This is a genomic window from Mycobacterium sp. TH-M103 (assembly GCF_057473785.1).
The window spans coordinates 1-10,640 of sequence record NZ_JBYCLG010000165.1 but is presented as its reverse complement, the minus strand read 5'-3'; the positions used below and the strand labels follow the sequence as shown (position 1 = coordinate 10,640).

Annotated in this window: 10 protein-coding genes and 2 pseudogenes; 8 read left to right on the top strand and 4 right to left on the bottom strand. The window is 68.0% G+C overall.

The annotated features are described in order from the left end of the window. The 3 genes and pseudogenes from AC2VOR_RS09290 to AC2VOR_RS09280 all read left to right on the top strand — a co-directional run. Window positions 1-242, top strand: a pseudogene (locus tag AC2VOR_RS09290) (2,3-dihydroxybiphenyl 1,2-dioxygenase); the annotation flags it as partial. Beyond that, complete coding sequence (locus AC2VOR_RS09285; protein WP_486963660.1) at window positions 239-1,705, top strand: FAD-dependent oxidoreductase; 1,467 nt, start codon at window positions 239-241, stop codon at window positions 1,703-1,705. The pseudogene AC2VOR_RS09290 and the gene AC2VOR_RS09285, both read left to right, overlap by 4 nt. Before the next feature lie 16 nt (window positions 1,706-1,721). After that, entirely contained in the window at window positions 1,722-2,168 is a 447-nt protein-coding gene (locus tag AC2VOR_RS09280) for a nuclear transport factor 2 family protein (RefSeq protein WP_369738398.1), read from the top strand. A 7-nt stretch (window positions 2,169-2,175) separates the two neighbouring features. On the opposite strand, the pseudogene AC2VOR_RS09275 reads toward AC2VOR_RS09280, so the two are convergent. Further along, window positions 2,176-2,739 (bottom strand): annotated as a pseudogene (locus tag AC2VOR_RS09275) (substrate-binding domain-containing protein); the annotation flags it as partial. Window positions 2,740-2,882: 143 nt separating this feature from the next. On the opposite strand from AC2VOR_RS09275, the gene AC2VOR_RS09270 reads away from it, so the two are divergent. Both AC2VOR_RS09270 and AC2VOR_RS09265 read left to right on the top strand, forming a co-directional pair. Next, entirely contained in the window at window positions 2,883-3,731 is an 849-nt protein-coding gene (locus tag AC2VOR_RS09270) for an IclR family transcriptional regulator (RefSeq protein ID WP_369738397.1), read from the top strand. Further along, window positions 3,728-4,651, top strand: a complete 924-nt coding sequence (locus AC2VOR_RS09265) for an alpha/beta hydrolase (RefSeq protein ID WP_369738396.1) — start codon at window positions 3,728-3,730, stop codon at window positions 4,649-4,651. The genes AC2VOR_RS09270 and AC2VOR_RS09265 overlap by 4 nt, the downstream gene beginning before the upstream one ends. On the opposite strand, the gene AC2VOR_RS09260 is transcribed toward AC2VOR_RS09265, so the two are convergent. Next, the gene (locus AC2VOR_RS09260) at window positions 4,628-5,866 is read right to left on the bottom strand and encodes an NADH:flavin oxidoreductase (RefSeq protein ID WP_369738395.1); all 1,239 of its coding nucleotides are present in this window, start codon (window positions 5,864-5,866) and stop codon (window positions 4,628-4,630) included. The genes AC2VOR_RS09265 and AC2VOR_RS09260 overlap by 24 nt on opposite strands. A gap of 99 nt (window positions 5,867-5,965) precedes the next feature. On the opposite strand from AC2VOR_RS09260, the gene AC2VOR_RS09255 reads away from it, so the two are divergent. Together AC2VOR_RS09255 and AC2VOR_RS09250 are read left to right on the top strand one after the other, a co-directional pair. Beyond that, complete coding sequence (locus tag AC2VOR_RS09255; protein WP_369738394.1) at window positions 5,966-6,322, top strand: hypothetical protein; 357 nt, start codon at window positions 5,966-5,968, stop codon at window positions 6,320-6,322. Continuing rightward, complete coding sequence (locus tag AC2VOR_RS09250; RefSeq protein ID WP_369738393.1) at window positions 6,315-6,941, top strand: Dabb family protein; 627 nt, start codon at window positions 6,315-6,317, stop codon at window positions 6,939-6,941. Before AC2VOR_RS09255 ends, AC2VOR_RS09250 begins: the two co-directional genes overlap by 8 nt. Here the strand turns inward: AC2VOR_RS09250 and AC2VOR_RS09245 are convergent. Beyond that, on the bottom strand, window positions 6,938-7,825 hold the full coding sequence (locus AC2VOR_RS09245; protein WP_369738392.1) for an SDR family NAD(P)-dependent oxidoreductase: 888 nt from the start codon (window positions 7,823-7,825) through the stop codon (window positions 6,938-6,940). The two genes, AC2VOR_RS09250 and AC2VOR_RS09245, sit on opposite strands and share 4 nt — an antisense overlap. Then, window positions 7,822-9,753, bottom strand: coding sequence for a flavin-containing monooxygenase (locus AC2VOR_RS09240; RefSeq protein ID WP_486963659.1), 1,932 nt, complete (start codon window positions 9,751-9,753; stop codon window positions 7,822-7,824). The genes AC2VOR_RS09245 and AC2VOR_RS09240 overlap by 4 nt, the downstream gene beginning before the upstream one ends. A 102-nt stretch (window positions 9,754-9,855) precedes the next feature. Between AC2VOR_RS09240 and AC2VOR_RS09235 the strand changes: the two genes are divergently transcribed. Continuing rightward, on the top strand, window positions 9,856-10,640 hold a 785-nt coding region (locus AC2VOR_RS09235; protein WP_486963658.1), incomplete at its 3' end, for an AMP-binding protein.

Below are 10,640 nucleotides of genomic sequence, written 5' to 3'. Positions count from 1 at the left end.
CGGTGGGTCAGGCGCTGGACCGCGTCAACGCCGAGGGCTTCCAGCTCTCCTCCACGCTCGGACGGCACACCAACGACAAGATGGTGTCGTTCTACGTCCGGGCCCCCGGCGACTGGGACATCGAATTCGGCACCGACGGGATGCGGGTCGACGAAAACTATTACACCGCAGAGGAAATCACTGCCGACAGCTACTGGGGCCACCAGTGGATCGGCGAGATGCCGGCGGCGATGCGGTTATGACGCCCGATACCGATGTCACCCCGGTCCCGGCGGCGTCGATCACCTCCTGGGACGACGAGGCTGACGTCGTGATCGCCGGATACGGCATCGCCGGGGCCGCCGCGGCGGTCGAGGCGGCCCGCGCCGGCGCCGACGTCCTGGTGCTCGAACGCACCGGCTCCTGGGGTGGTGCGGCCGCCATGGCCGGCGGTTTCATCTACCTCGGCGGCGGCACGGCGCTGCAAAAGGCCTGTGGCTTCGATGATTCGGTCGAGAACATGGCGGCCTTCCTCAACGTCGCGATGGGCCCCGGGGCCGACGCGGGGCGCATCGCCGACTACTGCGCCGGCAGCGTCGCCCACTTCGACTGGCTCGTCGACTGCGGTGTGCCGTTCAAGGCCGAGTTCTTCTCCGAACCCGGCTGGGAGCCGATGGGCGACCAGGGCCTGATGTACAGCGGCGGCGAGAACGCCTACCCGTTCAACACCATCGCCTCCCCCGCCCCGCGCGGCCACGTCCCGCAGATGTCGAACAAGAAGCAGGGCGAGGCCAGCGCCGGCTACATGTTGATGAAGCCGCTCGTCGAGACGGCCACCGCGGCCGGCGCGCGGGCGCTCTACGACGTGCGGGTGCAGCGCCTGATCGTCGAGTCCGACGGCAGGGTGGCCGGAATCCGGGCCCGCCGTTACGGCGCCGAGATCAACGTCCGGGCGCGCCGCGGGGTGGTGCTCGCCATGGGCAGCTTCGCCTACAACGACGCGATGGTGGCGCAGTACGCGCCGCGCATCGCCGGGCGCCCGGCCGCCTCGATCGAACAACATGACGGGCAGGGCATCCGGATGGCGCAGGCGCTCGGCGCGGACCTGGCCCACATGGACGCCACCGAGGTCGCCATCTTCATCGACCCTCAGCAACTGGTGCGCGGCATCCTCGTCAACGGCCGCGGCCAGCGCTACGTCGCCGAGGACACCTACCCCGGCCGGGTCGGCCAGCTCACCCTCTACCAGCAGGACAACACCGCCTACCTGATCATCGACGACGACGCCCAGCAAGAGGCGATGGCGTCGTGGTCACCGAAGTTCATGCTGCGGGAGGCGAACTGGGTGGCCGACAACGTCGCCGACCTGGAACGCGACATGGGGCTGGCGCCCGGCTCGCTGCAGGCCACGGTGGCCGCCTACAACGAGGGCGCCGCGCGCGGCGAGGACCCGCTGTTGCACAAGAAGCCCGAATGGTTGCGGCCGATCGGGTCGCCGGTCGGCGCGATCGACCTGCGGGAGAACACCGGCGGGTTCACCCTGGGTGGGCTGTGCACCACGCTGGACGCGGAGGTGCTGCACGTCAGCGGCGCGCCGATCCCGGGGCTGTTCGCGGCCGGCCGCTCGACGGCCGGGCTGGCCGCCTGGGGCTACGCCAGCGGCGTCTCGCTGGGCGACGGCAGCTTCTACGGGCGCCGCGCCGGTCGCTCAGCGGCGAAAGGCTGACCGCGAAGGAACTGACGTGGACGCCGATCGAGTGCGGCTTCTGGTCGATGAGCGTGATGTCGAACGAGCACTGACCAAGTTGGCCCGCGCCATGGACGACCGCGATTGGGCTGCGATGGCCGAAATCCTCGCCGCTGACGCGCAAGGCGACTTTGGAGCAGGGCGCCTGCATGGCAGCGCGGCGATCATCGAGATGATCCGCGGATTCCTGGACAACTGCGGGCCCACGCAACACCTGTTGGGCAATGTGGTTATTGATGTCGACGGGAACACCGCGACCAGCCGCGCGTACATCCACGACGTCCACTTGAGCGCCGATGCCAACCCATCGGCGCGGTTTTACACGCTTGGCGATTACCGCGACACATGGCAGCGGTGCTCAGACGGGGCTTGGTGCCTGACCGAGCGGGTGAAGTTCAACCGAGCCCACGTCGGATCACTCGACGTTTTCGGTGGCTGGTAGGCCGGGTTCACTCAACGGCGTTGACCGCGGTCGACAACCTCGCCTTGAACGTCTCCGGAATGGGGACGTACCCGTGCTCGGCCAATCCTTCCTGGCCTCCTCCGATCGTGCTCTGCAGGAAAGCCCTGACGGCCGCCCCGACCTGTGGGTCAGGGTACTTCGAGCAGACGATCTCATAGGTTGCCAGCACGATCGGATAAGCACCGGATTGGTTCGGCCGATAGAACGAGATTGTGTCCAGGACGAGGTCGTTGCCCGTGTTGATGATCCCAGCCGTGGCAATCGTCTTCGCCACCGTATCGGCGCTGATCGTCACGGGGTCCGAACCCGCCGAAGTGATGACCTTGGCCATCTTCAGCTGTTGCGCCTGGGCGAACGACCACTCGGCGTAGGTGACCGCCCCTTCGGTGCGCTTGGCGCCCGCGGAGGTGCCGTCGTTGCCCATCGCACCCTCGCCCACACTGCCGTTGAACGCCTTGCCGGCACCCTTACCCCAAGCGTCGCCGCCGGCGTTATCGAGATACTTCTGGAAATTGTCCGAGGTGCCGGACAAGCCGCTGCGGAACACGACACAAAAACCTCCGTACGCCCAGCGTGCCGGGGATTTTGCGGCTGCTTGGCGCGTGTTTGTGACAGCAGACACACGATGTGATAGAAACAGATATTCCTAATAGGAATATTCCAGCCAGGCAGACCAACTTGGAGGACCGACCGATGGCTTCGACCGATGACACCGCCGAATCCGCCACGCCCAGCGCCGTTATCGACCGCATCTCGCTGGTGCTCGACGCGTTCGACGGTCCGGGACGGTTGACGCTGGCTCAAATAGTGCGACGCACCGGACTGCCGCGCTCATCGGCACACCGCATGCTGGAGCGGCTGGTTCAGCTCCGCTGGTTACGCCGCAGTGGCCGCGACTACGAGCTGGGAATGCGGCTCGTCGAGCTCGGCTCACTGGCCGTGCATCAGGATCGGCTGGTGCGCTCGGCCACCCCGCTGCTGGGGGAATTGCACCGCGCCACGGGCCTCGTCATACATCTGGCCGTCTTGGACGGCCCCGATGTCGTCTACCTCGAGAAGATCGGCGACCGGCTGAGCAACGCGATTCCAACCAGGGTCGGCGGCCGGCAGCCCGCACACTGCACCGCCGTCGGCAAGGCGATCCTGGCCTACGGCGATGAGCGCGCGGGCATCGATCCGCGGGCCCGCTTGACCAAATACTCGATCTCGAGTGCCGCGCAACTGGCAGCGGAACTATCCAAGGTCCGCGCTCACGGCGTCGCGTTCGAGCGCGAAGAGTCGCTGCTCGGGTTCGGTTGCGTGGCAGCGCCCATCGGGAACCCCGGTGAAGCGGTGGCCGCCGTGTCGGTGTGCGGCCCGATGAACCGGGTGACCTTCGACCAGCGCCTCGCCGCTCCGGTTCGGATGACCGCTATGGCCATCTGGCGCAACGTCGAAGGCGGCCCGCAACGTGTCGCCCCCACCCTGCAGCCGCTGCGGCCCTTGCTCCCCCCGCGGCCGCGGTCGGCCGCGGCGCCCCGCCCGACCCTGCAATACGCGTGAGCCTCGACCCCCAGATCGCCGCCATCATCGAGCAACTGGACGGCGGGTTCCCCGCCGTCCAGGACATGACCGGCGCCCAGGCCCGCGATCTGATCAGGTCCAGGTTCGTCCCGCCGGTCCAACCCGAGCCCATCGGCGAAGTCACGGACTGCATAGTCACCGGCCCGCACGGCCCGATCGCGGTGCGCGTCTACCGGCCCGAAGCCGTCAGCCCGCTGCCGATACTGGTCTACGCACACGGAGGCGGGTTCGTGTTCTGCGATCTGGACACTCACGACGGCCTCTGCCGCAGCATCGCCAACCTCCTTCCCGCGGTGGTGGTTTCGGTCGGATACCGGCTGGCACCAGAGGACCCGTGGCCGGCGGCCCCCGAAGACGTCTACGCGGTGACACGCTGGTGCGCCGACAGCGCCGCCACCCTCGGCGGCGACGCCGGGCGTCTCGTCGTCGGCGGCGACAGCGCCGGCGGCAACCTGGCCGCGGTGACCGCGATCATGGCCCGCGACCGCGGCGGACCGGCGCTGGCCGGCCAGCTGCTGCTGTATCCGGTGATCGCCGCCGACTTCGACACCGAGTCCTACCGCCTGTTCGGTCGGGGCTACTACAACCCGAAGCCGGCCCTGCAGTGGTACTGGGACTGTTATGTGCCCGCAGCAGGCGACCGCACTCACCCGTATGCCGCACCCCTGCATGCGGAGCTGAGCGGTCTACCGCCCGCAGTCGTCGTGATCGCCGGCCACGACCCACTTCGCGACGAGGGACTGGCCTTCAGCGCGGCATTGCAGGCGGCAGGCGTCCCAACGGTGCAACTGGACTACGAGGGCGGCATCCACGGCTTCATGACGATGCCGATGCTTGACCTCGCGCATGAGGCCCGAAAATCGGCCATTGCGGCGCTATCCGATCTGCTGCGGCGGTAGGGTGTTCGCCCGCAACGGCTCTGCCGCCTCGTAACGCTGATCTGGGTCCAAGACGCAGTGCGTCCGGCCGAACACCGTGACCATGCACTTGTTGTTGTGGGTACACCGGCTGCGCACGGTGGGGTCGGCGGCCATCCGGGCGACCAGGTCGGGCTCACGCAGCAGCGCGCGGCCCATCGCCACGAAGTCGAACCCCTCGCGCATACCGGTCTCGACGTGGTCGCGGTTGGTGATGCCGCCCAGCAGGATCAGCTTCGTGTTGCGGATCACGGGGACGAATTGCCGGGCATTCTCGAGCATGTAGAGGTCGTGGTACGGATAATCGCCCATCGCCCATTTGCCGATCACCCGCATGCCGATGCGCATGGGCTGCGGCATGACCTGGGCGAACTCCCTGACGGGGACGTCACCGCGGAATAGATACATGGGCTTGAACACCGAAGATCCCTGGGTCAATTCGATCGCGTCGAGGGTCGCGTCGGCATCCAGGAGCGCGGCGGTCCGCAGTGCTTCGTCGACCCAGATGCTACCGGGCACACCGTCGTCCATATCCAGCTTGGCCGTCACCGCGATCCGCTCGCCGATCTCGTCACGTACCCGCCGGGCGATCTCGCGGCACAGGCGCGAGCGGTTGTCGATGTCGCCGCCATAGTCGTCTTTGCGGCGGTTGATCAGCGGGCTCAGGAACGAGCTCGGTAGATAGAGGTGACCGAAATGCAGTTCCACGGCGTCGAAGCCGGCATCGGCGGCCACCCGGGCCGCGGCGCCGAACTGGTCGATCACGCCCGCGATCTCGGCGCGGGTGATCTCCCGGCAATAACCCATGGACGCGGGGTTGATGAATCGGCTCGGCGCCACCGGGGTCACCCCGGTCAGCTTCTTCTGCGCCACCACGCCGGCGTGGCCCAGCTGCGCGGAGATCGCGGCCCCGTCGGCGTGCACGGCGTCGGTCAGGCGCCGCAGCCCCGGCAGCGCCCGCTGGCTCATCACGATCTGGCCGGGTGCACTGGCCCCTTCCGGCGCCACACAGCAGTAGGCGACCGTCGTCATGCCGACGCCGCCGCGCGAGAAGGCGCGGTGGAACTCGATCAGATCGTCGGTGACCAGCCCGTCCGGCGAACGACCTTCCGAGGTGGCGGCCTTGATCACCCTGTTGCGCAACCTCACCGGCCCCAGCATGGCGGGGGCGAAAGGATCAGCCGCTGCAGTGCTCATCTGGCTACCGTTGCCCCGCATCCAGCGCCGGTCAACACCAGGTTCCCGATAATCGGGAGCCGGCCTCGCCGGGCCGCGCCGGTGTCATACGGTCAGCTCATGGCCGACGGCGAAGTCTTCGTGATCGATCGGGTGATCACTCGGCCCGGATGCGCCCGGCGATTCGTCGACACCTACCTCGCCGAATACGCTCCCGGCGCACGCGAACGCGGTATGAAACTACGCGACGTCCTGGTCAGCCCGCCCATCTGGTTCGACGAATCCGCGGAGCGGGTCAACACGGTCACCATCACCTGGACGCTGCCCAACGCGCAGGCGTGGTGGCAGATGACCTGGAAAGGCCGGCCGGACCCGGCGTTGGGCGAATGGTGGACAAAGGTCGGTGGCTTGGTGGTCGAGCGGTCCCGGTCGTTCGCTGCGGCCGCCGCCGACGTGGACGGACTGTGCGATGTATAGCGTCACCCGGCTGATCGATGTCGCCGAGCCGGACCGCGACCGCATGCTCGCCGGATTGCGTGGGGCGGCAGCCAACGCCGGGGCACGGAGTTGGGTGGTGGCACCCACGCTGCCCGGTTCGCGTAACGGCGGCGACATCCTGGTTCACCTCCGCTTTGCCGACAAGGACCAATGGGATTGCACGGCGGGAGGTTTCGCCGCGCTCTTCGCTGATCCCGCGGTCAGCCGGGTGAACGGCGCGGCCTACTCGGGAACGCCCGTACTCGGCAACGACAGACCGGCAACCGTTTACCGGGCGCTGCTGTTGAGCGTGCCGCCAGGCACCGATGCGACCACCATCGGCCGTTTCGAGGCCGACCTAAGGCTGATGCCGCGCTACGTGCGCACGATCACCGACTGGCAGCTGAGCAGGGTGGAGGAAGCGACCGGCACCTCGGCGTGGACTCATGTGTTCGAACAGCTTTTCACCGACGCGGACGGTTTGACCGGGGCCTACCTGATGCATCCGATCCACTGGGCGGTGGTGGATCGCTGGTTCGACCCCGAATGCCCCGACGTCATCGTGCGCGACCGCGTCTGTCACAGCTTCTGCGCCAGCACCGGGCCGGTACTGGGTTAGAGCCCCGCGGGAGAGATGTTCGGGTTGGCCGTCGCGGGTGGCTGCAGCGGCGGCAACACCGTGGTGCCATCCAAGCTGTGCACCGGCAACTGCTGCGACCACGGATAGTGCAGGCTGAACGCCACCAAGCCGGTGCGCTTCGCGGCGGGCAGATGGCACATCGCCAGCACCGTCTCGGCCAGGTATTCCACCGGCTCGGTCGGGAAAGTGTCCGGAATGAGCTGCGCAGCGCCGGGTGTGCGGACCGCCGTGGAAGGGCCGACGCAGTTGACGGCGATGTCCGCGTCGAGAAGTTCCGCGGCCACCCCCTGGGTGAACCGGTGCAGGGCGGCCTTCATCGACGCGTAGATGACGTCGCCCGAGGTCTTGTTGTATTCCCGGTATGGTCGCACCGGCGCCACGCCGGTGACCGAACCGATGTTGACGATCCAGCCCGCGCCCTGCTTGCGCATCTGGGGCACCGCGGCTTTCGTCAGGACGAACGGCACGCGCAGGTAGTGCTCCACGGTACGGTCGAACGTTTCCAGGCTCATCGCCTCGACCAGCGAGTAGTCGGCGAAACCGGCATTGTTGACCAGGATGTCGAGGCGGCCGGCGCGCTCGAGGACCGCGTCGACCAGCCCGTTGCGCTGCTCGGCGTCCTCCAGGTCGGCCGCGACGCCGAACGCCTGGCCGCCCGCGGCCTCGATCAGACCGACCGTCTCGGCGATGGTGCCCGGCAGCGCCGCGGTCGTTCCTGCCCGCGTCGACAAGGACGGGGCATGCGATCGCGCGGTGACCGCCACGGTGGCACCTTCGGCGGCCAGGCGCTGCGCGATCGCCCGGCCGATCCCACGGCTGCTGCCCGTCACCAACGCCGTTCTGCCGGAAAGGAGTCCGCTCATCGCAGCGTGAAATCCTCTTCGAGCGGCGCGCGATGGTCGCGCCAGAAGTCGATGAGGCGATACGGGAACGCCGTCACGATCCGCCCTCCCCCCGAGCGGTAGTAGGTGTGGGCGGACGGAGTGTGGCACCAGACGGTACCGGCCATTGTCTGGTCGATGTCGGCGACATAGCGCTCGTAGGCGCTCTGCGTGACCTCGATGGTGGCCGCCTTGCGCAGCGCCATCAGCTGCAGGCATTCCATGACGTAGTGCACCATCACCTCGACGCCGAAGTTGTGGCCCGCCCCGTGCCCCGGGCTGTAGTTGGGGGCCGACGAAATGAACATGTTCGGGAAACCGGGCACCATCCCGCCGCGGTAGGCCCGCGGGATGTCGCCCCACTCGTCGCTGAGCTTCTTGCCGCCGCGGCCCCGGATGTCAACGGTGGACAGGAAATCCAGGTAGTAGCCGGTCGCGTAGATGATGATGTCGAGGTCGATCTGCCGGCCGTCGGCCGTGACGATTCCGGCCTCGTTGACCCGCGCCGGTTCGCTCGCCTCGACGTCCACATGCTCGCGCGCCAGCGCGGCGTAGTAGCCGCCGGGATCCCGGATGATCCGCTTGCCGTAGGGAGCGAAGTCGGGCGTGACCTTGCGGGCCAGTTCGCTGCCGGCGCCGAACACCCGATCGATGTAGTCCTGACACATCCGCAGCAGCACGTCATTGGCCGGCGAGATCGACAGATGCTCGGCCGCCCACTCCGGGTCATGCAAGATCACCGGGTAGTTGTTGTCCGCCGTCCCCCAATACGACTTGAGCCGAACCCAATTCGCGTAGTACGGCACCCTGGTGCCTAGCCACCGCTGGTAGGCCGGAACGTCGTCGGACGCCCGTCGCCGCGGTGCCACCCAGTGCGGCTGCCGCTGGAATACCGTCAGATGCGCAATCTGGTCGACGCACGCGTCGACGATCTGCACCGCGGTGCAACCGGCGCCGATCACTGCAACCCTCTTGCCCGTCAGGTCCAGATCGGGATCCCATTGGGCGGAATGGACGGAAACCCCCGCGAATGTCTCCAGGCCGGGCAGGTCCGGCCAGCGCGGACGGTTGAGATAACCGGCCGCAGGAATCACCGCGTTCGCGTAGCTGATGTCGCGGGCGCCATCGGGACCGACCGCGTGGATTTCCCACTGTTGGCGGGTTTCGTCCCACCACAGCGCTTCGACCTCGGTGCCGAACCGCGCGTGGCCGCGCAGGTCGTTCTTGTCGGCCACCGACACCAGGTAGGACTGGTACTCGGCGCCCTGCGGGTAGTAACTCGACCAGTCGCCGTTGATGTCGCGCGACAGCGAGTAGTACGCCGACGGGGTGTCCACACCGATGCCCGGATAGGTTGTCGTGTACCAGGTTCCGCCGACCTCGTCGTGTCGCTCGATGATCTGGTAGTCGATGCCGGCGTCTGTGCACGCGAGCGCGGCGGTGATTCCGGCGATTCCCGCGCCGATGATGGCGACCTTGAAGCCGTCGGGAAGCTTGGCGGTGCGCGGCAGTACCGGCTGGGACGGCTGGAATCCGCCCTGCTCGAGCAGCAGCGGGAGGTACTCGGGACCGATTTCGCCCCCCAGGGCGACGGGTGCGATACGGGCGAACAGGTCGCGGTCGTCGGCGCGGACGGCGTCGCTCGGGCGGGGCGACTGCAGCGCCGCGACGACCGCGTCGACCAGCTCCGCGGCCGTTGCGGGATCGGTGACACCGGCCTGCTCGGGCGGATCGGGGACGTAGCTGATCCTCCCCGCGAACCGCTCGACGACCCCTGGGTCACCGGTCAGTTGCGCCAGCACGGCAGCCAGCACGCCGGGATCGGCCTGGCGCAGGTTGGCCCGCAACTCTTCGGGGTCCAGGTGGACGTATCCGGTGCCTTCGGTCGTGACGGGGACGCCAGCGCTCATGCCGGCAAGTATTGGGGCGATCCGCGTTCGCGTGCAGCCCCTTGTCTACTCAGCGGGACGCCGATGGCCCGCAACCGGGTGTTCGCACCTACCGTGACGGGAATGCAGTCCCAGGATCTGGACGCGATCGTCGCGCGGGCGCGCAGCAACGGGCTCGGCGATGTCCCCCGCCGGTCGGCTCGCCGGCACCCCGACAAGACCGCGATCATCGACGGCGACGTCGTGTTGAGTTTCACGGACTTCGATCGGCTGGTAGATCGCGCGGCGGCCGCGTTGCAGAACAACGGTTTTAGCGTCGGCGACCGAGTCGCATTGCTTTCGCACAATTGCTGGGAGTACGCCGTGCTGGCGTTCGCGACGGCGCGCGCCGGCGTAGTCCTGGTGCCGATCAACTTCATGCTGACCGCCGAGGAGATCGCGTACATTCTGGGCCACAGCCAGGCCCGCGGATTCATCGTCGAGTCCGAAATGACAGCGACGGCCGAAGAGGCGATGCGGCGCGGCGGTGTGGTCACAACCCAGATTGCGTTGGCACCCGCCGGCCGTGAGGCCCCGCCCGGCTGGGACGACTTCGCGCACTGGCTGGACACCGACAACGCGCCGCCGAGCCCGCACATCGACGACGACCAGCTGGTGCGGCTGATGTACACCAGCGGCACCGAGTCCCGTCCCAAGGCGGCCATGCACACCAGCCGCAGCCTGATGTGGCAGTACGTGAGCACCATCGTGGCCGGGGAGATGGCCCACGACGACGTCGAGATCCACTCGCTGCCGCTCTACCACTGCGCACAGCTGGACAACTTCCTGGCCACCGACATCTACCTGGGCGCCACCAGCATCATCCTGCCGCGACCGGAACCCGAAGCGGTGCTCCGCACGATCGAGCG

Bases quoted from the DNA above. Each gene is read 5' to 3' on its own strand.
- AC2VOR_RS09285 (WP_486963660.1), top strand. From the start codon at position 239: ATGACGCCCGATACCGATGTCACCCCGGTCCCGGCGGCGTCGATCACC.
- AC2VOR_RS09270 (WP_369738397.1), top strand. From the start codon at position 2,883: ATGGCTTCGACCGATGACACCGCCGAATCCGCCACGCCCAGCGCCGTT.
- AC2VOR_RS09260 (WP_369738395.1), bottom strand. From the start codon at position 5,866: ATGAGCACTGCAGCGGCTGATCCTTTCGCCCCCGCCATGCTGGGGCCG.
- AC2VOR_RS09255 (WP_369738394.1), top strand. From the start codon at position 5,966: ATGGCCGACGGCGAAGTCTTCGTGATCGATCGGGTGATCACTCGGCCC.
- AC2VOR_RS09250 (WP_369738393.1), top strand. From the start codon at position 6,315: ATGTATAGCGTCACCCGGCTGATCGATGTCGCCGAGCCGGACCGCGAC.
- AC2VOR_RS09245 (WP_369738392.1), bottom strand. From the start codon at position 7,825: ATGAGCGGACTCCTTTCCGGCAGAACGGCGTTGGTGACGGGCAGCAGC.
- AC2VOR_RS09240 (WP_486963659.1), bottom strand. From the start codon at position 9,753: ATGAGCGCTGGCGTCCCCGTCACGACCGAAGGCACCGGATACGTCCAC.